Source organism: Caldisphaera sp., assembly GCF_049974385.1.
Taxonomy (GTDB): domain Archaea; phylum Thermoproteota; class Thermoprotei_A; order Sulfolobales; family Acidilobaceae; genus Caldisphaera.
The window spans coordinates 47,197-72,780 of sequence record NZ_JBMFIW010000005.1 but is presented as its reverse complement, the minus strand read 5'-3'; the positions used below and the strand labels follow the sequence as shown (position 1 = coordinate 72,780).

General features: G+C 31.1%; 24 protein-coding genes and 2 pseudogenes. 15 read left to right on the top strand and 11 right to left on the bottom strand.

The window, feature by feature from the left end; genetic code table 11:
* A pseudogene (locus ACP5GV_RS02470) lies at positions 1-793 on the top strand (RAD55 family ATPase); the annotation flags it as partial.
* Here the strand turns inward: ACP5GV_RS02470 and argF are convergent.
* Complete coding sequence (gene argF / locus ACP5GV_RS02465) at positions 783-1,727, bottom strand: ornithine carbamoyltransferase (RefSeq protein ID WP_428069531.1); 945 nt, start codon at positions 1,725-1,727, stop codon at positions 783-785. The pseudogene ACP5GV_RS02470 and the gene argF sit on opposite strands and share 11 nt — an antisense overlap.
* Positions 1,728-1,798: 71 nt before the next feature.
* Here argF and ACP5GV_RS02460 point away from each other — a divergent pair, with 71 nt between their 5' ends.
* The 3 genes from ACP5GV_RS02460 to ACP5GV_RS02450 are packed head-to-tail and all read left to right on the top strand — an operon-like array spanning position 1,799 to position 3,628.
* On the top strand, positions 1,799-2,437 hold the full coding sequence (locus ACP5GV_RS02460) for an L-threonylcarbamoyladenylate synthase (protein ID WP_428069529.1): 639 nt from the start codon (positions 1,799-1,801) through the stop codon (positions 2,435-2,437).
* Positions 2,434-2,913: a PUA domain-containing protein gene (locus tag ACP5GV_RS02455; protein WP_428069527.1), complete on the top strand. Its 480-nt coding sequence runs from the start codon at positions 2,434-2,436 to the stop codon at positions 2,911-2,913. Before ACP5GV_RS02460 ends, ACP5GV_RS02455 begins: the two co-directional genes overlap by 4 nt.
* Complete coding sequence (locus ACP5GV_RS02450) at positions 2,897-3,628, top strand: proteasome assembly chaperone family protein (RefSeq protein WP_428069525.1); 732 nt, start codon at positions 2,897-2,899, stop codon at positions 3,626-3,628. Before ACP5GV_RS02455 ends, ACP5GV_RS02450 begins: the two co-directional genes overlap by 17 nt.
* A 28-nt stretch (positions 3,629-3,656) precedes the next feature.
* Here the strand turns inward: ACP5GV_RS02450 and ACP5GV_RS02445 are convergent, their stop codons facing one another.
* Positions 3,657-4,718, bottom strand: a complete 1,062-nt coding sequence (locus ACP5GV_RS02445; RefSeq protein ID WP_428069523.1) for an encapsulin — start codon at positions 4,716-4,718, stop codon at positions 3,657-3,659.
* 159 nt (positions 4,719-4,877) lie between these two features.
* Between ACP5GV_RS02445 and gapN the strand changes: the two genes are divergently transcribed.
* On the top strand, positions 4,878-6,404 hold the full coding sequence (gapN, locus tag ACP5GV_RS02440; RefSeq protein ID WP_428102053.1) for an NADP-dependent glyceraldehyde-3-phosphate dehydrogenase: 1,527 nt from the start codon (positions 4,878-4,880) through the stop codon (positions 6,402-6,404).
* A gap of 191 nt (positions 6,405-6,595) precedes the next feature.
* Positions 6,596-7,645 carry a hypothetical protein gene (locus ACP5GV_RS02435; protein ID WP_428102045.1) on the top strand — a complete coding sequence of 350 codons (1,050 nt, stop codon included), beginning with the start codon at positions 6,596-6,598 and terminating at the stop codon, positions 7,643-7,645.
* A 114-nt stretch (positions 7,646-7,759) separates the two neighbouring features.
* On the opposite strand, the gene ACP5GV_RS02430 is transcribed toward ACP5GV_RS02435, so the two are convergent.
* On the bottom strand, positions 7,760-8,764 hold the full coding sequence (locus ACP5GV_RS02430; RefSeq protein ID WP_428069520.1) for a molybdopterin-dependent oxidoreductase: 1,005 nt from the start codon (positions 8,762-8,764) through the stop codon (positions 7,760-7,762).
* Positions 8,765-8,874: 110 nt separating this feature from the next.
* Between ACP5GV_RS02430 and ACP5GV_RS02425 the strand changes: the two are divergent.
* Positions 8,875-10,326: pseudogene (locus ACP5GV_RS02425) on the top strand (ATP-binding protein); the annotation flags it as partial.
* Positions 10,327-10,347: 21 nt separating this feature from the next.
* Here ACP5GV_RS02425 and ACP5GV_RS02420 read toward each other — a convergent pair.
* From ACP5GV_RS02420 to ACP5GV_RS02405, 4 genes are read right to left on the bottom strand one after another with little or no spacing between them, the layout of a single operon-like run.
* Positions 10,348-10,992 (bottom strand): adenylate kinase family protein, encoded by a 645-nt coding sequence (locus ACP5GV_RS02420; protein ID WP_428069518.1) that lies wholly within the window; start codon positions 10,990-10,992, stop codon positions 10,348-10,350.
* Positions 10,955-11,980, bottom strand: a complete 1,026-nt coding sequence (locus tag ACP5GV_RS02415; protein WP_428069516.1) for an AIR synthase related protein — start codon at positions 11,978-11,980, stop codon at positions 10,955-10,957. The genes ACP5GV_RS02420 and ACP5GV_RS02415 overlap by 38 nt, the downstream gene beginning before the upstream one ends.
* An 11-nt stretch (positions 11,981-11,991) precedes the next feature.
* Positions 11,992-12,984, bottom strand: coding sequence for a methionine synthase (locus tag ACP5GV_RS02410; RefSeq protein ID WP_428069514.1), 993 nt, complete (start codon positions 12,982-12,984; stop codon positions 11,992-11,994).
* Complete coding sequence (locus ACP5GV_RS02405) at positions 12,981-14,003, bottom strand: methylcobalamin--homocysteine methyltransferase (protein ID WP_428069512.1); 1,023 nt, start codon at positions 14,001-14,003, stop codon at positions 12,981-12,983. Before ACP5GV_RS02405 ends, ACP5GV_RS02410 begins: the two co-directional genes overlap by 4 nt.
* 126 nt (positions 14,004-14,129) lie before the next feature.
* On the opposite strand from ACP5GV_RS02405, the gene ACP5GV_RS02400 reads away from it, so the two are divergent.
* Positions 14,130-15,320, top strand: coding sequence for a thiolase family protein (locus ACP5GV_RS02400; RefSeq protein WP_428069510.1), 1,191 nt, complete (start codon positions 14,130-14,132; stop codon positions 15,318-15,320).
* Between the two features lie 11 nt (positions 15,321-15,331).
* Here the strand turns inward: ACP5GV_RS02400 and ACP5GV_RS02395 are convergent, their stop codons facing one another.
* On the bottom strand, positions 15,332-16,225 hold the full coding sequence (locus ACP5GV_RS02395) for a pirin family protein (protein WP_428102042.1): 894 nt from the start codon (positions 16,223-16,225) through the stop codon (positions 15,332-15,334).
* A 235-nt stretch (positions 16,226-16,460) separates the two neighbouring features.
* Between ACP5GV_RS02395 and ACP5GV_RS02390 the strand changes: the two genes are divergently transcribed.
* The 5 genes from ACP5GV_RS02390 (at position 16,461) to ACP5GV_RS02370 (ending at position 21,323) form a co-directional block, all read left to right on the top strand.
* A complete protein-coding gene (locus ACP5GV_RS02390) occupies positions 16,461-18,044 on the top strand; it encodes a type II/IV secretion system ATPase subunit (protein WP_428102040.1) in 1,584 nt (527 codons plus the stop codon).
* Positions 18,045-18,168: 124 nt separating this feature from the next.
* On the top strand, positions 18,169-18,966 hold the full coding sequence (locus tag ACP5GV_RS02385; RefSeq protein ID WP_428069505.1) for a pilus assembly protein TadB: 798 nt from the start codon (positions 18,169-18,171) through the stop codon (positions 18,964-18,966).
* A gap of 9 nt (positions 18,967-18,975) precedes the next feature.
* Positions 18,976-19,881: a type II secretion system F family protein gene (locus tag ACP5GV_RS02380; RefSeq protein WP_428102038.1), complete on the top strand. Its 906-nt coding sequence runs from the start codon at positions 18,976-18,978 to the stop codon at positions 19,879-19,881.
* A gap of 55 nt (positions 19,882-19,936) precedes the next feature.
* Entirely contained in the window at positions 19,937-20,377 is a 441-nt protein-coding gene (locus tag ACP5GV_RS02375) for a hypothetical protein (RefSeq protein WP_292319462.1), read from the top strand.
* Positions 20,355-21,323, top strand: a complete 969-nt coding sequence (locus tag ACP5GV_RS02370; protein ID WP_428102036.1) for a hypothetical protein — start codon at positions 20,355-20,357, stop codon at positions 21,321-21,323. The genes ACP5GV_RS02375 and ACP5GV_RS02370 overlap by 23 nt, the downstream gene beginning before the upstream one ends.
* A 253-nt stretch (positions 21,324-21,576) precedes the next feature.
* Here the strand turns inward: ACP5GV_RS02370 and ACP5GV_RS02365 are convergent, their stop codons facing one another.
* Positions 21,577-22,008 carry an acyl-CoA thioesterase gene (locus ACP5GV_RS02365; RefSeq protein ID WP_428069535.1) on the bottom strand — a complete coding sequence of 144 codons (432 nt, stop codon included), beginning with the start codon at positions 22,006-22,008 and terminating at the stop codon, positions 21,577-21,579.
* 92 nt (positions 22,009-22,100) lie between these two features.
* Here ACP5GV_RS02365 and ACP5GV_RS02360 point away from each other — a divergent pair, with 92 nt between their 5' ends.
* On the top strand, positions 22,101-22,547 hold the full coding sequence (locus tag ACP5GV_RS02360) for an Lsm family RNA-binding protein (RefSeq protein WP_292319465.1): 447 nt from the start codon (positions 22,101-22,103) through the stop codon (positions 22,545-22,547).
* A gap of 17 nt (positions 22,548-22,564) precedes the next feature.
* Complete coding sequence (gene tgtA, locus ACP5GV_RS02355; protein WP_428102033.1) at positions 22,565-24,046, top strand: tRNA guanosine(15) transglycosylase TgtA; 1,482 nt, start codon at positions 22,565-22,567, stop codon at positions 24,044-24,046.
* Here tgtA and ACP5GV_RS02350 read toward each other — a convergent pair.
* Together ACP5GV_RS02350 and ACP5GV_RS02345 are read right to left on the bottom strand one after the other, a co-directional pair.
* Positions 24,043-25,059, bottom strand: a complete 1,017-nt coding sequence (locus ACP5GV_RS02350; RefSeq protein ID WP_292319467.1) for an acyl-CoA thioesterase — start codon at positions 25,057-25,059, stop codon at positions 24,043-24,045. The genes tgtA and ACP5GV_RS02350 overlap by 4 nt on opposite strands.
* 48 nt (positions 25,060-25,107) lie before the next feature.
* Entirely contained in the window at positions 25,108-25,533 is a 426-nt protein-coding gene (locus tag ACP5GV_RS02345) for a Fur family transcriptional regulator (protein WP_428102030.1), read from the bottom strand.
* Positions 25,534-25,584 lie beyond the last annotated feature (51 nt).

Sequence of the window (25,584 nt, the reverse complement as noted above, 5' to 3'; positions counted from 1 at the left end):
GAAATTGATAAGGCTTATGGAAATAAGAAAAATGAGGGGGAATGAAATAAGCGTAGGAGAGGTACCATTTATAATAGGTTCTCCAGATATAATTTCTTTTAGAGTTCCTCCAAATTTAAGTGTTATACCTTCTGGTATAAGTCCTACAAAAGAATATGTAGAGATAAAAATTGGTACAAATAAGATACCCTTTGTTCCAGGAACTCAAAATATATTTGTAACTAATCCGAGCGTAGATCCTTTACCTTTTATATCATCGTTAATGATACCGACCCTACTGGCAAAGGGGTATAAGATTGTTTATAGAAGTTATTTTCATGGTGAAAAAACTATAAGGGATAGAATAGCAAAATGTCTTGAATATTATCCTAGAAGCTATAATGAATTAATTAATAATTTAAGTATAAGGAATTTAAATCCTTCATCCAAATCTATAATAGATCTTGAATTAATAGCTGAAAATATAGAAAGATACGAAAAACCTGATATAGTAATTGTTGAAGGTCTTGGAACTTATATAGATTTGGTTTCTGATGCTGAAACTTATAAAGAAGAGCATTATAATAATTTAATTAGAAGGGCTGGTAATAATATAACGGGTTTTTACTTTATATATGAACTTGAAGAAAATATGATGAAAATACCTTTAATAAGCGTTTATGATAGCATCTTTTATTTAACTATTAAAAATAAAAACCTACTCCTGAAATCAATAAGGAATCACTTAAAAGTTGTTCCGTTAGATCCAATAGAAATAGATGCAAGGAACGTTGAATCATGTTTTATGGTATGAGAGAAGTTAGTATTGCTTTTTCGCTATGTAATCTATTTTCAGCCTCATCCCATACTGCTGACCATGGACCTTCTATAACATCATCTGTAACTTCTTCTCCTCTATGAGCCGGTAGGCAATGTAAAAATATAGCATTATTGTTGGCTCTTTCCATAAGTTTTACATTAACTTGATAAGGTTTTAATAGCTTTTTCTTTGCTTCGGCTATATCTTCTTGGCCCATGCTAACAAAAACGTCTGTATAAACAACATCTGCTTTATCTGCAGCCTCTAAAGGATCTTCAGTAATAACTATATTAGAACCACTAATTTCTGCAAAGCTTTTTGCAGCTTTAAATATTTCATTATTCGGCTTTAAATCTTTTGGAGAACCAAGATAAAAGTCAATGCCTAGTTGAGAAGCAGCTATCATTAGGCTATGAACCATATTATCACTTCCATCCCCGATAAAAGCAAGCTTTAATCCCTTAAACTTCCCTTTCTTTTCATATACAGTCATATAATCAGCTATAACTTGCATTGGATGTGACAGATCGCTTAAAGCGTTTATTACTGGTATATCTGCATAATTGGCTAATTCAATCAAATCGTTGTGATTTTTTACTCTAGCTGTTATACCATTAACAAACCTTGAAAGAACTCTAGCTGTATCTTTTATTGGTTCTCCTCTTCCTAATTGTAACTCATTCCATCCTAATGTTATTGGCTGAGCTCCCAATTGATACGCAGCTACTTCTAAGCTAACTCTAGTCCTTGTAGAAGGTTTTTCAAATATCATTGCAATGCTTTTTCCGTTTAAAGTATTTAAAATTCTTTCTCCAGCATGATATCTACGTTTTAGGTCTAATCCTAATTCAATCAAATACTTAACTTGCTCAGGTGTAAATTCTTTAAGACATAGCATGTCTTTTCCTTTAAGCTCCTTTATTGACATCGTCATCACCATAAAATTAATCATCAAAAAGGTATAAAAAGATTAACTTTAAGAAAAAATAGGGAAGCAAAATGAAAGTTATTAAGGTAGATATTGATTGCCCTAGTAAAGAAGTTATAAAAGAAGTTGCTGAAGTTATAAAAAATGGAGGAGTAGTAGTTATACCAACAGATACTGTTTATGGTTTAACTGCGGATCCGTTTAACGAAAAAGCTATGAGAAGAGTATATGAAGTAAAAGGTAGGGAAGAAGGTAAACCATTACCTATACTTTTAGGGGAAAGTCATGATGCAATTTCATTAGTTAAGCCAAGTGAGATGTTTTGGAAGCTAGCTAAAGCATTTTGGCCAGGAAGCTTAACTATAGTTGAAAACCTATCTGATACAGCACCTTCGCATTTATCTATTTGGGGTAGTTTAGGAGTTAGGCTACCGAATTGTTATTTCTGTAGGGCTCTTGCAAGAGAAGTAGGAGGAGCTATAATTGGAACAAGCGCTAACATATCTCATATGAAATCTCCAATAAATGTAGAAGAAGCTTATAACATGCTAAAGGACAGAGTTGATCTTTATATTGATGGAGGACAGGCTAGGATAGGTTTATCTAGCACAGTTGTAAGTATTATAAATGGTAATCTAAAAATCTTAAGAGAAGGAGCCGTCAAAGAAGAAGAGATAAAAAGGGTTTTGTTTAATATGGTGGAGAAATGATGAAAATAGTTGAGCCAAGCGAATCCCAATTAGAAACTATTAAAGCAATATTATCTTATCAATTTGATTCTAGAGTTGCAGATGCTTTTATAAAAAAGCCCTTAAAGATTTCCATGAGATTAGGTAAGATAAGGTATGTTTATTTAGAGGAAAAAAGAATAATGACTTTACGGCCTACTGATTTTGGTTTTACATTAGATATAGAATCAGGAAAAATAGTATTGGAAAACTCAGAATATCCTAAATATAGAGTAGTTGTAAAAGAAGGGGTAAATTATTTAGGAGATGTTATGGGAATAGATGTAATAGATGCTGATCCATCAATAAAGCCTGGAGATGAAGTTGTGATAATAAATAATAAGGGGGAAATAGTAGGTATAGGAAAGGCTAGGGTGCCTGGGTTTATGATGAAGTCTATAGGAAAAGGAGAAGCTGTTAGAATAAGAAAGGTGTTAAAAAATGGGCAGAAAAGTTGAAATAATTTTAAATGTAGGAGAAGATGTTTTTAGAGATAACGTAATAATAACTGGCTTTCCTGGATTTGGAAGAGTAGGGTATACTGTACCAAAATATCTATCAGTTGCTTTACAAATGAAAAAAGTAGGATATATTATGACTGAAAGAATGCCTTCGGTTATTTTAGTTGAAGACGATGGTATAGGACTTCCTTTTGAAATATACCAAAACAACAATATAACAGTTTTAATGAACAGGGCTGTTCCTGAAATAATAGATCAAAATGCGTTTAGTGAAAAAATTTCAAGTTGGATCAAGCAAATGGGATTTAAATATGCTGTATTGGTTGGAGGGCTTAGCAGGGAGTTTATGAATGAAAATGAAACTTACGGATATAGGTGGATTAGCAATACTTCTTATAATGGACCTTCCTTAGAAGCCCCTAAAATGGAAAAAGGTCTAGGCGTTGTGGGTCCTCTTGCTTTGTTTTACATTTATTTGGAAAAATTGAAAATACCAACGGCCATGATTTTACCATATTCAATAGTCGAAGGTGTAGATTACGATGCAGCTTTTGTTGGAGTGAAGGCAATATTAAAGAGCTTGCTAAAAATGGAAGCTGCTGTTCCAGAACTTGAACAACTAGCTGTTAAGCAAAGAGAAGAAATTGATAAGATAGTAAAGATGCTTCAATCCGAGACTCAAAAAGAAGGACCTTCTAATATTTATATGTAATTTTTGTTAACCCCCCGGTTAACAATAATTAATCTTGTTTGCTTATTAATGCTATGGATTCGGACATTTTTACTCTAATAGATAAGGTTTCCCAAATTTCAAATATATGGGACGAGCCTTGTAGTCCTATATAATCAAGTTTATTGCTTGCTCCAAAAACTATATCTGCTATTCCTGGGTTGGAAGGTATAAGCAAAGCTTCTCCATATTTAACACCTTCAGAAACTACTATTTTATCTACTACCTTGCTAACCCTTGTTAGCTCATCAATTCCTGAAGGATCGACCACAGATGATAAATATGCTTTATCAGAAGGTGAAATAACTAGGCTTAATTGAGATTTTGATGCAATATTGTTTATGGCTTTTGATATTAGAGCGGTAAAAGATCCTGGAGATGACCAGTTACCTTGGATTTTAACTTTAGCTTGAGAAGATAGAGTATTAAATATTAAAGTATCTTCTTGTTTTGCTAATAATGTGGATGCCCAAATTACAGAAGAAATAGGAGGTTTAGATAACATTCTCCTATAGTAATCGAGAATTTCTTGTTCTATGCTAAAATATGTGCTCAGTTTTTGCAAAGGAATTATATCGGAAGAAGATTTAATTATTTCTCCTTCCAAAAGCTTTTCAGATGGTACTGCTAATGTACCATCACCAAGGGTTAATGAGTTTATAAATGATCTAAGCTTTGCATTTTTTAATAAAGTTTCATTTATTGCAGACTTAATTTCATTAACTTCAGTATCATTAAGTGGGCCTAATGGATCTAGAGCCTTATTGTCTTTAGAATTTTTTTGCTCAGAATTTTCTAAAAGAGAAGAAACTTCCTTACCTCCTTTTTCAAGCTCTATTGCTTGCTTAGGATCAAGTCTTTTAAGCAATTCAAGGAATTCGCCTAGATGCGTTTTTTCTTCATTAGCTATATCAACTAAAACCTTCTTAACAGATTCATCATTAGTATAACTGGCAAGCTGCATGTATAGGTTTATAGCATCAAGTTCAGCTATAGCACCTAGCCTAACAATTTCTGCAACTCTATCGCCTTCTACTTTAACAAAAGGATCCAGTGGATTTTTTGATAACAAATTCATCCCCATAATGGATTGTTAATTTAAGTTAATATATTTTTTATTTAAATTTGTAATTAAAGCTCTGTATTTAATATATTTTGGATCAATATATTAGAGCTTAATAATGTTATTAGATACTATATAAAGGGGAATAAAATGAATCAGCTTAATATAGTGGAAAAGACGAAGCTCAGCTTAGATGATCCATTCTTTAATGACATATATGACGTAGAAGAAGGAATTCCTGTATTTAAATATTTCCTTAATGGAGAGTGGAAGAAAAGCAATGATAGAAGCAAAATAGTTTCACCAATAGATAACAATGTAATAGCCTATATATCGAGGCCTGAATTAAGTGAAGTGGAAAAGGCAATAGAAAACATGTATTCAAAAGGTAAGTGGAAAATTAGAGATATGCCAGGAGACGTTAGATTAAAAATAATTGAAAAGATTGCTGATATTTTAGAAAAACACCAAGACGTTGTAATAGATTCACTAGTAATAAATGCGGGCAAAACATATAATTCAGCTAAAGGAGAAGTTCTAGCTACTATAGAAAGGCTAAGAAAGTCCCCATTGGATCTTAGGAAAATTGTTGGAGATCTAATACCAGGAGATTGGAGCTCAGAAGCATTAGAAACAGAGGCCCTAATTAGAAGAGAGCCATACGGTATATCTCTTATAATAATTCCTTTCAACTACCCTTTGTTTGATAGTGCTAATAAGATAACTTATACAATATTACCAGGGAATGCAATAATTTTAAAGCCTCCAAGTTCAGATCCGATTCCTTCTCTATTTTTATTAAAGATGGCGATAGAAGCAGGGCTTCCAAAAGAAAGCATAGCTTTAATTACTTTGCCTGGGAAACATATGTCTAAAGTTGTTTCTAATAGCAAAATAGGTATAATTAACTTAACGGGCAGTACTGAGACTGGTATAGAGGTAATGAAAGAGGCTGGAATTAAACAATTTATAATGGAACTTGGAGGTGGAGATCCTGCTATTGTATTGGGAGATGCAGACATAAGTTGGGCTGCGAAAAGGATTTCATTGGCTATAACAAGTTATAGTGGACAAAGATGCGATTCTATTAAATTAATATTAGCTGAAGATAAAATTTATGAACAGCTTAAAAATGAAATTGTTAATGAGCTCTCTAAGGTAAAGGTAGGAGATCCAAGAGATAAAGGCGTTGATATGGGACCCTTAATTGATAAATCGAGTGCAGATCAATGGGAAGAAGGAGTGAAGGACGCTATAGCTAAAGGGTGTAAAATATTATTTGGAGGTAAGAGAATAAACGATACTTTTATTGAACCAGCATTAATAGAATGTGATAGAGATAAAGTTAAAGAGTTAGTTGCATATAAAGAAGAAATATTTTCATCTATAGCAATAATAACAAAGTTTAGTGATTTAAATCAGGCAATAGAGCTTTCAAACGATAGGAGATACGGCTTAGATGCATCAATTTTTGGTAATGATGTTAATAAAATAAGAAAATTAGTTAGATTACTTGAAGTTGGAGCTATATATATAAATGATATGCCAAAGCATGGAATTAATTACTACCCATTTGGAGGTAGGAAAGATTCTGGTATAGGAAGAGAGGGTATTGGGTATAGCATTGAGCAGGTAACTGCTATGAAATCGATAGTTTACAATTATAAAGGTAAAGGGGTTTGGGACTATATATAAAATTTTTTAATTTGATTTCGTGGAAATATTTAAATAAATTTTCAAGTTAAAATTAAATGGTGCAAAAAACGATTAAGGGTTGTAATAAATATAGCATAATCATAGGAGTTGTAATGTTAGCTATATATATCCTCTTGTTAAAATTTTTAAATTTATCAAATAGTTTCTCGTTTTTTAATGTAAATTTCATTATGTATTTAACCTTATTACCTATATTAATAGCCATATTTTCAATTATATCAACTCTTTTAAGCAAAAATTATTTAACAGGCATAGCATCATCAACGATACCTTTACTATTTATATCAAATTCTATTTCGGATAGTTTTTTGATATTATATTCTATATTTGGAATTTTTTCTTCATTTATATTTTACTTTTTTATAAAATCTAAGAACAAAATTTTTCTAGGAAAATTTGAAAATCCAATACCTTTAGCTATAACAGCAGTTGCATTATCTTTAATATTAATAGTTAATTATTTCAATTATAGGTTTCTTTTAGCATATTTTTTAATCTCTTTAATAAGCAGTTTTTTATCTTCTACAGAACAAAAATTTTTTAGATCTTCCTTATTAGGCATATTATCCTCTTTAGGGCCAATAGGTTTCTTTATTATTTCATGGTATTTGGTTGAAAGGCCTATTTATATTAGAGATTGCAATGGTTTAGAATTGAGCAATAAAATATTAATGTCATCTATAGGTAATAGAGATCTTGCATGCGCTGAAGGAAAAGCAAAAATAAAGCTTGAAAGGCCTTTTATTTTATGGATATATGGTAAATACAACCCTGTTAAATTGAAAAATTTTATTGAAATAGGGATTAGTGAAAAACCAAGTTGCAAAGAATCAAATTGTATAGATTTGAGCGACAAAGATTTATATCATAGCATAAATTTCTTAAATAATTTAAGTAATGAATTAAGAGGTGAAAAGGATTTATTAATAAAATTAAACATGGAGATGTTAAATAATGCTGATCTAATAAATGTGTTAAAAAAGTTATCAAAAAGAATTAGCTTAGTTATTGAGATGAAAGACTTTATTGATAAAGATTTTATGCAGAAATTCAATGCTGTATCATCAGGTGTAGTTTTTTGCTGCGTAGAAGATCCTGAAAAATCTTTAAATATAGCAAAGGTATTTTTAAGGTATCCTTACGAACTTGCCGAAATACTTAAGCAAAATGCCCTTGTATATCCATCTTGCGATAATGGATTCTTAGTTTTAAGAATATGATTTTTGCTAGCAGAAGATTTTAGAAATTAATAAAATATCTTTATTGATGATTTTTGCTGTATAAAAGAATTATTAGACTTTGCAAAATTATTGTTAACCCCCCGGTTAACAATTTTAACAAAGATCCTTTACATCAGGGTTTCTTATTTTAAATCTTTCATTAGGTAAAACCTTCCCTCTCTCATGGTACGATAGTGCTTCCCAGTAACCATCTATGTATCTTTCCGATATGTAAAGAGAAGATAGCCATTTTGATCCTTTCCATCCGAAAAGGTCTGGAGAATAAATCCTTGCTGGAAAACCTGCTTCTGGATTTAATTTGTTCCCATCCATTTCTATAACAACATAAGTGTTTTCCAATATATCTTTTTCAATAGGTATTGTTGATGAATAGCCAGACATACTTATAGCAATAATCCACTTTGATTCGCTCTTTAATCCTGATAAATTTATTAAGTCTAATAAGTTAATTCCTTTCCATCTTTTTCCCTTAACGCTCCAACCTGTAACACAATGGAAGTCCTTTTCTCCAATATCTCTTGAAAGCTCTTCTAATTGGCTATATGTTAGTTCAACTTCTTTAACAACATCTCCTTTTATGCTTAGCCTATATTTATTTAGTTCGATTTTTGGTATTTCTTCTTCAGCAACATAAATAACAAATTTTGGTATTTCTTTTTGACCTATAGGTTTTTCAAAAGTAGAACAGTTTTTATCTAAAAAAATCGGCTCCATCTTTTCCCCTTTTTCTAAAACCTTTCCTTTAACTAGTTCATTTTTTATATTTTCATCTAATTTGCTTAATATTGAAGAAAACATTACTCCACTTGTGTTTAAAAAATACCCGTTTCTTTCTACAATCCTCAATATTCCGTCAAATTCATTTATTTTAAATTTATGTAGATTAAAGCTTCTTCCTATAAACTCTTTTTCAATATAGCTCCCAAGTTTAAAATTATAACCGAACAATTCATTTAGTTCTTTAATTGATTCTAAAGCTATACTTTTTATATTGTTAAAATCTTTTATTTTTATTGACCCTCCGCATTCAAACACTATAGGTATGTTTAAGCCCTCAAGCAAGTTGTTATAATATGACTTGCAGCCGCTTATTTCCATAATTTTCACTCAAGATATTTTATTAAAGTTAGTTCTTTTTAGCTTTAACATATATTAGTTTTCTCCACCCACCTCTCTCCTTTATATTTTTTAGATAGAAGAGGGAGACTATGATATTAGATAGAGTACCTAGATATTTTAGACCTTTAATAGGTTTAGCGGCAATATTAATTGTTATATGGGAATTTAAAATAGAATTTTATTATTATAATTATATAATGTATTTTCTACCCATTTTAATAGCAATACCTTTAATTATAAGGTTTAACAAAATTAAAAATATAAAAAAAGTGAGGGGAAGTTATGATGCTATAGAATTAGAGATAAATGGTAGTAAAGAAGAAAAAGAAGAAACAGGTAAGGTTATTTCTAGCATAATAAAGGATAGGTCTAAAAGCAATGCAGTAAAATATGGATCTATTTCAATATCATCAGGAGGATATACAAGAACCTTTGTGGCTATAGGTTCTAAGAACAAGAATGATGTAGAAATTGAAAGAGAAGTGTTTAAAACTTTGATTTCAACCTCATTTAAAAATGTAAGGATTAAAGAAATCAAGGATGAAGAAAAAGGGGGTTTAATAAAAGCAATTGATAATATAAGCCCAATTGGTAAAGGAGAAATATTAATAGCTCCTACAGATAAGGGAATCTCACTAAGTGAAGGAATTTATATAGGAAAAACATTTGATAATGCATATAATAAGGATGTCTATTTGAACGAAAATGATATAGAATCCCATATAGCAATATTTGGCTCAACAGGAACAGGTAAATCAACAACAGCCGCTACTCTTGCTTATAGGGCATCAAGCATTTTTGATGTTTTAATAATGGATTGGACTGGAGAGTTTTCAGATATGATGGAGAGCGCAAACATTATTTATCCTATGGAATTTAATATAGATCCATTTAAAATCGATGAATTTAATGAGAGGCGTGATATATTAATAGATTCTTTAAGCAGTGGTTTAGGATTAACGGAACCTCAGCAATACCTTTTAATGAAAGTAATCCAAGATGAAAATCCATTGTCTATTGGGGACTTAATAGAAAAAATAGAAAGGTATAGTGAAGAAGCTAGGTGGGATAGGGATGTAAAAAGGGGTCTTCTAAGAAAAATAGAAATACTAAAAAATGTTGTGAGGAAAAGCAATATAAAACAAAATCTTAGCTTAAATAAAGGGATAAATATTTTAAAATTAGACGAAATAGATAGTTTAAATGCAAGGAAATCATATGCATTACTCTTTTTAGCAATGATATATCTTAAAAGAAAAAGGAACGATAAGAAATTGTTAATAATTATAGATGAGGCTCAAAACTATTTTGATAGCGAGGGAGGTAGTTTAATAGAACAAATGATGGCTCAATCAAGAAAATATGGTTTAAGTATTGTTATATCAACGCAATCACCCTCATTAATACCTAATAGTGTCTTGCTTAATGCGAACACAAAGATTATACATGCATTGAGAAGTGCAAAAGATAAGGAAGTAATATACATGACTATGAGTTTAAATCATGAATTAAATAGCCAACTCGACAAATTTGAAATTGGTGAGGCTTTATTACAATCTTCTTCAATCCCCAACCCCATTATAATTAAGGTTGATCCGATCAACGAGAGAAGAAATAAAATTAACAAGACTTTCATCAATAAGCCAATTAATTTTGATTCCAAAATCGAGAGAAGTAATTTTATCAAAGATAATGCCTAATGAATCCTCTGGCTTTATGTTTGTAGTATCAATTTCAATAATCATATCATTATAATCATAAATATCCTCAGCAATAGTATTAAATGCTTCAGCTAAAACATTTTCAGAAATTTTTTTATGATTCCAACCTTTATTTTCTAGTCTTTTCATTAAAATTAATGGATTTGTTCTTAGTAATAATACAAATGCTGTATTAAAATAAAATCTATCATCATCAAGAAAAACGTCTGGGTAATGAGTAATAAGAATAGTTAATCCATTGCTTTCTTTAAGTATTTCTTCTTTTAACTCTTCTTCCTTTATTACATAAGTATTCCTTCCTGTTTCATCAGGCACGACTAACCCTTTCTTTATTGCAAATTCGGAAACCTCTATATATTTGCAATTGATTTCTTCAGAAAGAATTTTCCCTATGCTACTTTTCCCTGTTCCAGGAGTGCCTGATATTATTATAAATTCTTTATTATCTTCATTCATTTTTGCTAGCCCAGAGCCTTGATATTTCATCTTGTGGTGGAGAATCTATAAAAGTTATTTTATTAGAGTTTTTTACTATAACTTTTGGATTGTCACTTGGATTTAAAACCCTTCCAATTATCGAATACCTTGTATTTATATTGGTTAGTGTTTTTTCCGCTTCTTCTTTTTTATTTAAAGGTATGGTTGCTAATATTGATCCACTGCTTATTAATTTAGTGTAGTCAATTTTTAATTTCTCTGATATAATTTTAGTTTCCTCTTCAGCAAAAATTTTCTTTTGATCAATTTCTATATCATGGCCAGATGAATATGCTATTTCATATAGACCCCCTAACATACCTCCTTCAGTAGGGTCATGCATGCTATTTACAAGTCTTTTATCTGAAAGTTCTAAAGCCTGATTCATTATGCTTATTCTATTTATGAATTCTGAAGCATTTTCTAGTATATCTGATGGAACTCCTGATAATAATGCGTGTTCTCTAAAATCCGTTGCAATGATTGCACTTCCCTCTAGACCAGCTGGGTTTATTTGAAATATTAGATCTCCTTCTTTTGCATTCCTTGTTGGTATATAGCATTCTTTACAAGAACAGCCTATAGCTGTTCCAATAATTATTGGAGAAATTAGGCCTGGAGTAGATTCAGTATGACCCCCTACAATTTCTACATTTAATTTTTTAGCTTCTTTTACAGCCCCTTCTATGATGCTGTTTAAAGAAGAATATAATGAATTTTCGGGCATTAATATATCAAGTATAAGCCATTTAGGTCTAACCCCTGTTACTGCTAAATCATTTGTGACTACATCAATTGCTAGAGAACCTGCATGATATCTTGCTTCAGTAATTGGGTCGGAGTGTATTGATAAGGTGCAAAATCCTAGGTCTATTATAGCAGAATCTTCTCCTATTTCTGCTCCTATTAAAGTTGAGGCTTTTTTGAATGAATTTACATTATCTAATACTATTTCTTTTAATATATCTGAAGGTAGCTTTCCGACCCAACTAGGCAAAACTTAACCCTCTAATATTCTTTCCTTGCAATTTTCGTGGCATTAACCATGTTTATTAGCTTTCCTTTAGCTATCTCCCTTGGTAAAAGCTTTAAGCCACAATCAGGGTCTATATAGACTTTTTCTGGCCCTAGAATGCCTAATTTCATAAGTTTATCTATAGCTTCCTTGATTTCATTAACGCTCTCTATTTGCAGAGTATGTACGTCGACTACACCATAGCCAAGTTCTTTATTATATCCATATTCTTTTAAATAGGGCAATAGTCTGAAATCGCTGTTCTTAAATTCTAGATCAAATTGGTCTACCGGATAATCTAGTATATAAGGTAGTAGCCTTTCAAGCCTTCCATAGCATATATGTACAATCCTCTTTGCGTCCATTCCTTTAAATATGTAATCTAAAGCTTCCTTTAATAGGTCTGCCTCTTCTTTCCAAGGTCTTGTTGATAATGCAGGTTCATCAACTTGCACATATTTGGCCCCATTTCTTATTGCCTCCATTAGCTCTTCTCTTATTATTTTTGCAAAATCCATTATGATTTCTTTTCTATCTCCGTAAAACAGATCAAAACTCCATTCAAGCATAGTGTATGGACCAGTTATTATTGCTTTAACAGGCCTGCCGTTGCTTATTTTATTTGTATATAACCAATCTGTTATTATCATTTCTCTAACTCTTTCAAGTTTGTTAACTATAATAGGCTTCCTAAAGTAAACATTATCAAATATTCTAACCCAATCTCCTTCATTATAACCCTTAAGTCTTTGGGCAAAATAGACTACCATGTCTTCTCTTGATTGTTCGCCATCACTTATTATATCAATTCCTGCATCTAGGTAATCCTTTACTACTTCATTAATTGAACCCCTTATCTTTTCATGGAATTCTTCCTCGCTAATCTCATTTCTGTCCCTTTTCTTTATTATTTCGCTTGCCTCACCTAGCTTTGGATAACTTCCAACAACTGTTGTAGGAAACTTTTTCGGGACTTCATAGCTCATTGCTTTTCAACCTCCTTTATAGGATTTATAAATTCTGCATTTAATTCGCTAGCTATCTTTTCTAAATAAGATCCCAATAAATACGTTTTCCTTATAGCAAAATTATAAGGAACCACATCAAACCATGTTGTAGTCGTAACCCCTATTTCTTCATTTTCTATTTTTGTTATATTTATTAAAATCTCTTTTATTTTATTGTAGTCATCGTCGTGAATTCTTCTAGCATCTATTAAACCTAAAATAGGTTTTTTATCCGAAAATCCTTGGCTTTTAATTAAATCTAAAAACCTAGAAGGGGAATCCATAGCGTCAATGCTTATATATTTAACTTTTGTATCTATTAACTTTTCATAAACTTCCTTTTTAGGTATATCAAAATAAACAGATAAAGTAGTTGGTATATTAACTCTCTTAGCTATATTTGAAATAAGGTCTTTAGCTAAATCAGCATCTTCTTTAGTTATTTCATTATCTGATAATATGGGTTCATCTATTTGTATCATACCTGCTCCAGCTTTTTCAGCCTTTTCAGCCTCCATAGCTAATATCGATGAGATGCTATATGCTAAGTCTTCTTTAGACAAACCGCTTTGGTTTTTACCCATTAATACCAAACTCAAAGGTCCTGGAATAACTGCTTTAATTAAAGAGGGATAAGCTACTTTACTATATGCCCTTATTCTTTGGGGCCAAACAAAGCTCTCTATATCTGGCTCTGCAGTAAATACGGGTATTCTATAAAAGAAATTGTTGTCAAAATACCTTAAAAGGCCTGTTATAGAGACGTTCCTCCATGACTCAAGGAATGGTCTAAAAATATCGTGAAAGTCAAGCATTCCATCAGTTACATACCTCAAACCAGATGCAACTTGGGAGCCTATGACAGCACTTGAAATTAAAGCTATATTTATTTCATGGCTTAGATAAGTTGATTCTCCTTTTTCTAGGTCTCTCATTTCATGTCTCGCATGTATTGATCTTGGATACCCTCCTAAAACTGCCCCCCATAGTTTGACCACATTTTTCACCTATGCTCTTTAAAAAGTGTAAAGAAATAAATTTTAAAGAATTGTATAGGATTTTATTAATAGGTCATTTTGCAAGTGTTTTAAAGTCTAATTAAAATAATTAATATGGTGAAAAAAGTGCCTAAAATTAAAGGAAATGTATATATTGTAGACGGCCTAAGAACACCAGTAGGAAAATTTGGTGGAAGCCTAAAGGATTTTCATCCAGCTGATTTAGCAGCATATACTTTGACTTCATTAATAAACAGAGTAGGTATTTCTCCAAAAGATTTAGACATGCTTATTTATGGTCATGTTATTAGGGCAGGAACTGGTATGGATACAGCAAGACAGGTTGCCTTAAAGTCTGGTGTTCCTGAATATATAGACTCTATGACTGTTGATATGGTTTGCGCAAGCGGTATGAATGCGATAATAACTGCTGCCAATTATATTCAGGCAGGTTCGTTTAATTTAATTGCAGCTGGAGGTATGGAATCAATGAGTTATTCTCCATTCTTATTGGGGCAAAACATAAGGTGGGGAGTAAAGCATTTGATTGGAAGTCAAATGAATTTATTGGATGCTATGGTTTATGATGGATTATGGGACGTATTTCAAAACAAAATTATGGGAGAAGAAGCTGATATGACAGCAAAGGAGTATAATGCTGACAGGGATTCTTTAGATAAAATATCATATGAGTCTCATATGAGAGCCGCAAAAGCATGGGACTCAGGCTTAATGAAAGACTTCGTTATACCTTTTGAACAAAATGGAAAAATAATTTTAGATCAAGATGAGGGGATAAGAAGGGATACGAGCATTGATAAATTGAGAAAATTAAAGCCAGCATTTAGTGGAGGATTTCATACTGCAGGCAGTAGCAGTCAAATAAGTGATGGTGCAGCATCTTTATTAATAGCAAGCGAGGAAAAAGTTAAGGAAATGGGATTGAAGCCAATAGCTAAGATTGTTGGTTTCGCCTTTCATGGAGTTGAAACGTGGAAGTTCCCAGCAGCGCCCGTAGGGGCAATAAGTAAATTGTTAGACTCTATAGGATGGAGTATTAAAGATGTTGATTATTTTGAAAATAATGAAGCATTTGCTGTAAACAGCTTTATATTGAATAAAGAATTAGGTATTCCATATGAAAAGCTTAACGTTCATGGAGGTGCAATAGCTATAGGTCATCCATTAGGAATGAGCGGTGCCAGAATTACTTTGGAATTAATTAATGTGCTTAAGAAGCATGGAGGAAAAAGAGGGGTTGCATCAATTTGTCATGGATTAGGAGGGGCATCAGCTTTAGCTATTGAAATTGTTTAAATATTAAACAGCTAATCAATTTCTTGGGCCTTGTTTTTGATAAAATTACCGTTTCTTAAATCTAACAATGCTTCATTTATCTGATCCCATGTGTTCATAACTATAGGTCCATACCATGCTATTTGCTCTTTTAGAGGCCTGCCGGAAAGCAAGATAAACCTTATACCGTTTTCTGAATAAACTTTTAAGAAATCACCATCGCTGAAAATAGCAAGCTCTCCCGGTTTTATAATATTTCCATTGGGTTCAAAAATACCCTTTCCTTCCAAAACCAAAGCTAATACGTTGTATCCTCTCTTAGTTTTGTATTCAAATTCTCCCTCTTCCTCTAGTTTAACATCAAAATACGACGGATCTACATAATTGTTGGCATTTACCGGGCCCTGAACTCCATTATAAATCCCAGAAACTACCTTTACTTTGCCTTTATCTATTTCAACTGTTGGAGATCTATTTCCTTTAATATTTCTGTATAAAGGCATTGACATCTTTAAATGGCTTGGTAAGTTTATCCATAACTGAAATCCTTTAACTTCAGTTAAGGAAAATTTTTTGTCTAATTGATCCTTATATTCTAATGGTTTTGGCATTTCCTGGTGGAAAATTCCACTACCAGCTGTCATCCATTGTATATCATTAGGATATAAGACTCCTTTATTCCCTTCACTATCTTCATGCTCTACTTTTCCATTAATTAGATAAGTTATAGTTTCAATACCTCTATGAGGATGCCAGGGAAATCCTGCTATATAATCTTCTATTTTATTAGAACCAAAGAAATCTAATAGAAGAAATGGATCTGTTAAAGGAGCTGTATATTGAGAACCAAAGACTCTATATAGCTTAACTCCAGCACCATCAATAGCATATCTTCCTTTAATTATCTTAAAAATTCTCCTTTGCATTATTCCACCATTTAATTAACTCATATAAAATTATTAAGCAAAAGCATATATTTCTAAATAATTTTATATTTTAAAATATAAAATGATTTGTAGTTAAATAAAATTAGAATTTTTAAATGTTAAATTATAAAGTAACCTTTAAATTAGTTTTATAAACTTTTAATTTATATGAGCTTTAAATATTTTAAAGCTTTACTTTATAGATATAAAATATAGAGAAAGTGGGGTAGCCTCTTTGGAAATAAACAACAAAGAAGAAAGCAAAAAAATTAATGTGTTAGAAGAATATGGTGTTATAGGCTACCCCAAAGTATTTATAAGGATTTATGAAGATCAGGAAAAAAGAAGGCTTTACGATATAAAAGAACCGATATTAGATGATATTTCCATAAAAGTTTATAAAGAATTAATGGATATAGTGTCAAAAGATATAGATTTATCTAAAAAACTAGCAGAAAAAAAGATTTTGGAAGAGGGTATAGATATTTTAATTCCAATAGCAAAAAATTTAGCATCTAAAAAATTAATAAAAGGTTTTCATATAAGAAGAGATGGAAAATTTAAGGAGCTGCAAAAAAGAATAGATGATATTGCTCTTGTTTCTTCTTATTATGTTTCAAGAGATTTAATAGGCTATGGAAAGATTGAGCCGCTAATAAGAGATCCATATATAGAAGACATATCATGCAACGGTCTTCACATACCAGTATTTGTTTATCACACAAAATACGAATGGCTTACTACGAACGTTGTCTTTAATACCCAAGAAGAGCTTGATTCTATTATAGCTAAGCTAGGGGTTAGAAGTAGCAGGGAGCCTTCTATTGCTACCCCAATAATAGAAGGCCTATTAAAGCCTGAAGGGTATAGGGTAAACATTGTTTTGGATACAGTATCTAGAAGAGGACATAGCTTTACTATAAGGAAGTTTAGGGCAGAACCATTTACATTAATAGAACTTATGAGGTCTAAGACTTTAGATCCACTTGTTGCAGCATTTATTTGGCTTTCTGTAGAGAACAAACAAGGAATAATATTTTATGGTCCTACTGGAAGCGGTAAAACAACTCTATTAAATGCATCTACAACTCTTTTGCCAACCGAATATAAAATAGTAACTGTAGAAGATACTCCTGAAGTTTATTTACCATTTCATGAAAACTGGAGCGCAATGATGACTAGATTATCAACGGATCCAAGAGTTGAAAATGTAACAATGCAGTCCCAAATAGAGGCTGCATTGAGGCAGAGACCTGATGTTATAATAGTTGGAGAAATAAGATCTAGAGAGGCATATGCATTTTTCCAAGCATTAGCAACTGGTCATGGAGGTTTAACAACAGTTCACGCAGAGTCTGCTGATGTTTTAATCAAGAGGCTTGTTTCACCTCCAATGAACGTGCCTGCTAGCCTTATATCGGCGGCCAGGCTGTTTGTTAATATTTTGAGAATAGAAGAAGGAGGCAATGTATTTAGAAAAGTTATGAGAATAGATGAGTCTTGGGGATATGATGTTGAAACTAATAGTGTGTTGTTAAAAGAAAAAATATTATGGGATAGATATAAAAATTCTTGGTATATGAAAGGGAAGGAAAGCTATTTGTTAAAATCAGTTGCTTCTCTCAATTTAATAAGCTATGAGGAAGCATTTAATGATTTAAAAAGGAGAGCAACAATATTAAATTGGCTTATGAATAAAAATGCTGATAATGCTATGCTAAATGAGGTTCTTAGATTATATAGAAGAAATCCTAAAGATTTATATAATAAGGCTAAAGCAGAAACAGGGGAATTTAACATAGATATAAGGGGTGATTAAGATTAAATCATATAAAAATATTTTTTACAAAATTTTAATAAATTTGAACCATTTTTTCTATAATTTATTTTATAATTTAAAACCATGCAATCTCATAAAAAAACTAAGCCCTGAGATAGATTACATGATTTTGGGTTCCGGAATAAGTAAAGGATTTTATAATTATTGTAAAAGAGAAGTTACCTTAATTTTTCTTTTTTTACCTACATTATTATGGGAAGTTGTTTATATTTATTCAGGCCTATCGGGAAAATATGGCATTGAAAAAATTATAATAATTTCAATTCTAGCAGTTGTTTTAGGTTATTTATTATCTCTTGGCTTAAGTATTTTAATTCCATCTTTCAAATACTCATCAAGAAAAGATGACTTAGAGGCAAAGTTTCATATATTTGCCTCAACTCTAACTTCTTTGCTTGCAGGTGGAGAAGGTCTTTCTCAAGCTCTTTTAACATTTGTTAATAAATATTCTGATGAATTAAAAGAATTTAACGTAGAAATGAACTATATAAAGACATATGTAACCCTAAATGAAGATCCTGCTAAAATATTAGAAGGGTTATCTAAAATAACCCCTTCCCCAAGCCTTAAGCTTTTGGCTCAATCCCTTGCAAGAGGAGCTGTTGCTGGAGCTGATTTGGTTCAAATAGCTCAAGATTCTATATCTTCATATCTGAATTATTATTATTCTTTGGTTGAAAGAATATCCTCGTCTATTGGAACTCTATTGGAATCTTTTTTAGTTGTTGGTATTGTGGGTCCGGTCTTAATAGGAGTCATGGGAATGTTATTTACTGTTTATCCGGTTAGCACGATAAGCTTTACATCATTAATTATATTAGTTATATTTATACTAATACCTATAGTGTCTCTGATAACAGCTGTTCTAGCTGATAATCAAACATCAAAATTAAAGCTTTAGGTGAGGAAGATGAGAACTGTTGGCCCCCCAAGACCTTTAAGATATTTAATTTTTATTCCCGTATCTGGAATTTTATCTTTGTTTATTTTCTATTATATATTTAAAAAATTATTTCCAACTCAATTCCCTGTGTTTACAAGTTTTTCTAATATACCTGTTCCATCTACCATGATAACAATAATATATGTGGATTTATTTTTTGTTTTTTTATTGTTACCATATGCAATATATTCAAGGAAGTATAGCAATTATATGCTAGAGTTAAAAAGGCAGGCAAGATCATTTTTAGAAATTTATCCAAGCGTAGCTGCTTCATTACCTTCAGTTTCCCAAGCTATACTAGCTTCTGTAGAGCTGGTTGAGCCACCTTTAAAAGATTATTTAGCTGCTTTTGGCTCTCTGTATAAAATGACAGGTGATCTTGAAGGATCTTTTTTGAAAATCTTTTCTTCTTCACCAAGAGATGTAAGGTTATTGCTAACGTCTATATTAACAACTGCGAGAAGTGGAGGTAGAGCTAGTGATATTTTAAATGTCACAAGCAGGTATGCTGCAGAGCTTCAAAGGATGGAATTTTATTTGAAAAACAGATTGCAATCGTATTCTTCAGTAATAATTTTAGGCATAGCTGTTTATGGCTTCGCAGTAGGTATGACCATAGTTATGCTTGAGGTATTGAAGAAAAATGCAACATTTGGATTAACAGGAGTTATGACAGCAACCATAAATATACCAGGTATTTTAGGAATATTTTTCTATTCACTTTTAATAGTTTCTGCTACATCAGGTTATATTATAGCGAAGGTTATATCAGACTTTGCACCAAGAACAAGCGAATACTTCATTTATTTAATATTAATAGGCACATTCACTATGATAGTTGCTTTAAGTTTAGCATCACAAGTTGTGATTTGAATTAGGTTATACGTTAATAAACTTTAAATAAAAATAAAAAATATCGGGTCAGACATTGAGAAATAAAAGGTCTGTTAGCAATATAGTTGCAGAAATAATGATGATACTAATAACTTTGGCTGTTGGATTTACATTGATAGTTTATTTATCATCTGCTGCTGGAGGATTCGTTAGCTTAACCAATAGCAATAATAATCAAGCCCAGCTTGCATTACAGCAATACATTGTCCCCATGGGTTCCTATATAAGTAATGGAAACTTATACTTTATATTTAATAGTGGTCCCATGGGGGCCCAGATTAATAGTGTTTATATTAATAGCACATTGATCAATACCTGTTCCATTTTATTTAATAAAACTTCATATAGTTTATCTCATTACATACCTCCAGACGCAGTTGCTGTTATCAAATGTACAAACGTTAAATCAGTGACTTCATTAGTTACGGTATCATATAGCGGAGGAGAGGTATATGCCATGGCAAATCCATCGTAAAAAATCTCAGTCTGCAATAGTTGGAACTATAATATTTATTATAGCAGCATTTATTATAGCAGGAGTTATGTTTAGTCTTATAAATTACAATCAAAATGTTTTAACTACTCAAAAGAATTCTATACAGGTACAACAAATGGCAAGCTTAATGGAAAAGGATATATTTGCTTATTATAATTATACAAATAACAATATTTATATAAATGTTTCAGGTATGGTATATCCTTATAGCTATTACATATCAGGTATTTCAGTTATATTAAAAAATGGTAGTTATATAACTTTTGATTCATATTCTGGTGGTAGTAATTCTTTACAAATAATAGTTAAAGGAACTAATAATAAGATAACAACGTATAATTCGTTACCAGTTTCTCTTGCTCCAAATTCATCGGCTTTAATAATTATAAACAATGTTAAAAGTGATCCTATAGGTATTTCTGTAAGCGTTGCTAATGGGAAAGCCATAGCTTCGATACCTGTTGAGAATGTACAGCAAATTATTTCAGCACTAAGAGGAACAGGTGTTATATATGTTGTTCCACCAGTAAGTAAAATAATAACCAATAAATACTTTAATGTAAGCTTCAATATTATTTACGTTAATAATTTTAATCCAGGCCAAATTAAAAAATATTATAATTATAATTGGAGTGTTTCTTTTGATGAACAAACTAAAATTAATATGGGATATATATCTCCTTCTACAAATGAAAATTACATTAATTTTTCTAACAATACAAATATTACATTTATTTTTGTTCCTTCAGGTTACTATTATTATTATAATATATCTAACCTTTATTTTTATTATCAATATCAAACTAATAAAGGTGTTACAACAATTGTAGATTACATATGTTCACCTGATCCCTCTAGTGGGATTTTACTTGTTAATCAGAATATAAATGTAAGCATAATTTACAACTGCAATAGAGTTTCTTGAACTATTATAATAATGTCATAATTAGAATCGAATTATCTAATATCTAATTTTTTACCGCTTAAAAATTATTTTAAGTTATGTGAGATTTCTAGTTATCAAAAAGCAGGTTTTAGATTTACTAATAATCATTGTCTAATAATAAAATTCATTTTGAATTATTAGTAGTTTGAATAGAAATAAAACATAACAATGGGAACTTATCTTTATATATGATTAAATTAAGACTATATAAGTATTATTTTTATTAAACTATTTATTGCTCCTTAGCTCCCATCTCAATAAGTTTTTTCCTCAATTCTTGAGGTATTTCCATTGATTTGTTATTTATTTCATCATATACCACAGCAACAATTTTACATATTGCCGATAATTGATTGCTGCTTTCATTATATATCTCATATGTATACCTTATACTACTTTTTCCTAACAAAATTTCAGTTATATTAACGCTATATAAGTCTCCTGGCCTTAATGGGTTTTTGTAATCACATTCAGCATGAACTCTCGGCATTAGTAATCTTTTACCAACTTCTCCTTTCTGAGAAATATTTAATGATGCAAAGAAGTCTTCTTCAGTTCTTTCACATACTCTAAAGAAATTAGAAAAGTGCATCATTATAGCTGCATCCGTCTCACTCCAATAAACTCTGTATTTCGCTGAAAATATAGGCTCCAAACTTATCACCAATTTTGAAAAAAATTAAGGGAATTAAAAGTTTTCTATTAGATAGAAAAACCTAATATTTAGAGAAATATAGAAAAAGATAGGTGCAAGAAATGTCAGCGTCGCCAGAGCCAGCAAGGAGATTCGTTTCACGTTTAAATTCATTGCTAGACAGGAGCGTTACAATAAAGCTAACCAATGGTAGATATTATGTAGGAAAGTTAACAGGTTATGATCCTGCAACTTACAGCGTTATGCTAGAATCAGCTAAAGATAATGAAGGAAATTTATGGCCTGTTTCTATAATTTATGGGGGAAGTATAAGCGAGATTTTAATTGGGGAAAGCGAGATTTTTAATGCAAAGGAGTTTTCAGAGTTTTTAACTAGGTTTGGTAATATTGAAAAGCATTTAATAAAAGTTTATGATGATATAAATGTGGTTGAAATTGGTAAAAACATAAAGGTTTCTAAAGATGGTGTTGAAGGTTCAGGTCCTTTGGCCCAAAAGATATACAGCATATTTAGAGAATATTTGAGGACGAAAGGAATTAATCAATAACAACGGTGTTTTAATTAATGTTTATTATAAAGGATTTTGAATTAGCTGGTAGAATAGGAATTTTAAAAACAAATAGGGGGATTATAGAAACTCCTGCATTTTTCCCAGTTATAGATCCTTTGAAGCAAGATGTTGGAATAAAGGAAATCGAAGAGATGGGATTTAATCAAATTATAACAAATGCTTATTTATCATATAAGAGATTTGGGGAAAAAGTAATTAGTGAAGGAATTCATGAGGTATTAGGATTTGATAAAGTAATAATGACTGATTCGGGGGCATATCAGGTATTAAAATATGGGAGTATTGATGTCAACCAGGAAACAGTTATGAACTTTGAAAAAGCTATTGGAAGTGATATTGCTGTTATTTTAGATAAGCCAACAGGAGATACTGATTTAAAGGAAGCCGAAAAGAGTGTTGAAGAAACATTAAAAAATGCTTATGATGCAGTTAAATTAAAAGATGATAAAACTATTTGGGTCCTTCCTATACAAGGAGGAAAATATTTAAATTTAGTTGAAAAAAGTGCCAGAGAATCATCAAATCTCCCATTTGAGATGTTTGCTATTGGTAGTCCAACAGTTTTTCTTGAAAAGTATGGTTATAATCTTATAATAGATATGATAGCGACAGCAAAGAAATACTTACCTCCAGAAAAACCTTTACACCTTTTTGGAGGAGGTCATCCATTAATTTTTCCATTTGCTATAGCAATGGGTGTAGATACATTTGATTCTGCTTCATATGAATTATATGCAAAAGATGATAGATATATAACGGATTATGGAACTGAAAAGTTAGAGGATTTAGAGTATTTTCCTTGCAATTGCCCAGTTTGTTCTAAATATACCCCTAAGGATTTAATGGAAATGGATGTAAAAGAGAGAAGGAAGCTTTTATCAATACATAACTTATATGCAATTAAAAAATCAATAAATAGAACTAAACAAGCAATAAGAGAAGGGAGGCTTTGGGAATTTTTAGTTGAGATCTCTAGGTATAGGCCAGAAGCGCAAAGCGCCTTAAGATCATTAAGCAAACATATAAAGTATATGGATAGATTTAATCCTAAGTATAAAGGAAATCCTAGAGGGCTTAAGTTTTATGGAATAGAAAACACTTGGAATCCAAGAATTATTAACTATAAATCATGGGTTTTAACAAAATATGAAATAAAAGGAAAAGACGGAATTATAATGAAACCTTATAGAGGTTGCAAAAAAGAAGATATAAAAAATATGAATTTAATATACTATGCTCCTTACTTAGGTTTAATACCTTATGAAATTTGTGGTCTATATCCAACGGCTCAATTTCATTACGTTAATCCAATTCCAAAAGAAGTTGAAAATGAACTAGTTAATACTATTAGAGCGTTTATTATAAAGAATAGGCAAAATAAAATAATAAAGGTATTTGCAGATAAGAATATTTTATTTAGTTATAGTGTAGGAATTGAAGCTGAAAAATTAGGTGTAGAGGTTTTATGGAGTTAGATTTTTTGCATGAGCTGTCTAAACTTTTCTGCATTAGATTTGAATGATGATAGCATTTCAAGCCTTTCATTTCTTCTTTTTTCAGACTCAGCAATAATTTCTTTCTGCCAATCCTCTGTAACTTTAAATTCTGGTATTGGTTCGCTCCTACCCGTTGGTCCTACATGAACTAATGTGAAATAACTTGTTGTTGTGTGTTTTTCTTCTCCAGTAATTTCATCTCTTTTAACCACTTTTGCAATAACTTCCATGCTGCTCTTCCCTATGTTTGTTAATGTGCTATAAATGATTAAAGTCTCTCCAACCATTACTGGAGAATAAAAATCTGTTGTGTCTACAGATGCTGTAACAACAGGGCCTCTAGCGTACCTTGTTCCAACTAAAGCAGTTGATTCATCCAATAATCTCATAAGCTTGCCAGCAAATAAAGTGTTTAATGCCATAGCGTCTTCTGGCATAACAACTTTATAGTTCGTTATAGTAAACCTATCATCTAGACCTCTTGGAGGAGAAGAGTCTAAAGCCCTTTCTTTTCTATCCTTTATCCTGTTTTCCCTGTTTTTTCTCCTCTTTAAAGCATCTTGATATATTTCTTCCTCTTCCTTTGTTTTTGCTTCAATGCAAGCATCTAGCATTACAGGCCTTAAATCTTTACCTACAGCTACATACGTCATGTGGGCTAAAGTAGTTAGCCTCTTTTCATTAAGTATAGGATTTTCCGCTTCAACCAATAAGCTAACATCTATACTTGTATTTCCTATATAATCAACCCAAGCAGTTATGTTTGCATTTTCTCCAACTAATACGGGAGATATGAAAAATATGCTATCCATACCAGCTAATAAGGTTGGTCTCTTAGCTATCCTAGTTGCTTCCATGTTTGATACTTGTATCATCCAATCTTCTATAACTCCTCCAAATAACATGCCTAATGGGTTTGCATGCATAGGCATTACTTGAAATAATGTAGTTAACTTAGTTTCAAATGGACTTAATTTTCTTTTACATGGCATTACTTTCCCCATAGGAATAGTTGCAATAAAAATTAAATATATTTATTGCTAATAATTGTTGCATTTACCATCTATTAATATCTTTTTTACATCAACATTAATTCCATATTTGGATAAAACCTGTTTAATTTCTTCAATAGCTTGACCATCAACATCTATAATGCTATCTTTATTCCTGCAATAAATATTTATATGGGGGAATGTTTGGTCTATCCTCATTTTCCCGTCTATATCAAATGTATCTATTATTTTTAAAGACTCCAACATCTTTATTGTATTATAAACTGTTGATATACCCACCCTAGGTAAAACTTTTTGTGTTTCATCATATATTTCCTTTAATGATGAATGATTTTTAACCATAGCTAATATAGTTTTTGATATAAGTATTCTTTGAGGTGTCATTCTAAGTTCTTTTTCGCTAAGTTTTTCTAGCACGTCTTTCATTCGGTCGTCTATATCTTGTTCTTTCATTTTAATCATCCATAAGTATTATGCATAGAAAGTTTTTAACTTTTTCTTATA

Excerpts from the sequence above, each read along its gene's own strand:
- ACP5GV_RS02350 (WP_292319467.1), bottom strand. The coding sequence starts at position 25,059 with ATGCCATGTAAAAGAAAATTAAGTCCATTTGAAACTAAGTTAACTACA.
- ACP5GV_RS02420 (WP_428069518.1), bottom strand. The coding sequence starts at position 10,992 with ATGAAATATCAAGGCTCTGGGCTAGCAAAAATGAATGAAGATAATAAA.
- ACP5GV_RS02385 (WP_428069505.1), top strand. The coding sequence starts at position 18,169 with ATGATTTTGGGTTCCGGAATAAGTAAAGGATTTTATAATTATTGTAAA.
- ACP5GV_RS02435 (WP_428102045.1), top strand. The coding sequence starts at position 6,596 with ATGTATTTAACCTTATTACCTATATTAATAGCCATATTTTCAATTATA.
- argF (WP_428069531.1), bottom strand. The coding sequence starts at position 1,727 with ATGTCAATAAAGGAGCTTAAAGGAAAAGACATGCTATGTCTTAAAGAA.
- ACP5GV_RS02455 (WP_428069527.1), top strand. The coding sequence starts at position 2,434 with ATGATGAAAATAGTTGAGCCAAGCGAATCCCAATTAGAAACTATTAAA.
- ACP5GV_RS02395 (WP_428102042.1), bottom strand. The coding sequence starts at position 16,225 with ATGCAAAGGAGAATTTTTAAGATAATTAAAGGAAGATATGCTATTGAT.
- ACP5GV_RS02430 (WP_428069520.1), bottom strand. The coding sequence starts at position 8,764 with ATGGAAATAAGCGGCTGCAAGTCATATTATAACAACTTGCTTGAGGGC.
- ACP5GV_RS02345 (WP_428102030.1), bottom strand. The coding sequence starts at position 25,533 with ATGAAAGAACAAGATATAGACGACCGAATGAAAGACGTGCTAGAAAAA.
- ACP5GV_RS02460 (WP_428069529.1), top strand. The coding sequence starts at position 1,799 with ATGAAAGTTATTAAGGTAGATATTGATTGCCCTAGTAAAGAAGTTATA.
- tgtA (WP_428102033.1), top strand. The coding sequence starts at position 22,565 with ATGTTTATTATAAAGGATTTTGAATTAGCTGGTAGAATAGGAATTTTA.
- ACP5GV_RS02360 (WP_292319465.1), top strand. The coding sequence starts at position 22,101 with ATGTCAGCGTCGCCAGAGCCAGCAAGGAGATTCGTTTCACGTTTAAAT.
- ACP5GV_RS02370 (WP_428102036.1), top strand. The coding sequence starts at position 20,355 with ATGCCATGGCAAATCCATCGTAAAAAATCTCAGTCTGCAATAGTTGGA.
- ACP5GV_RS02380 (WP_428102038.1), top strand. The coding sequence starts at position 18,976 with ATGAGAACTGTTGGCCCCCCAAGACCTTTAAGATATTTAATTTTTATT.
- ACP5GV_RS02450 (WP_428069525.1), top strand. The coding sequence starts at position 2,897 with ATGGGCAGAAAAGTTGAAATAATTTTAAATGTAGGAGAAGATGTTTTT.
- ACP5GV_RS02410 (WP_428069514.1), bottom strand. The coding sequence starts at position 12,984 with ATGAGCTATGAAGTCCCGAAAAAGTTTCCTACAACAGTTGTTGGAAGT.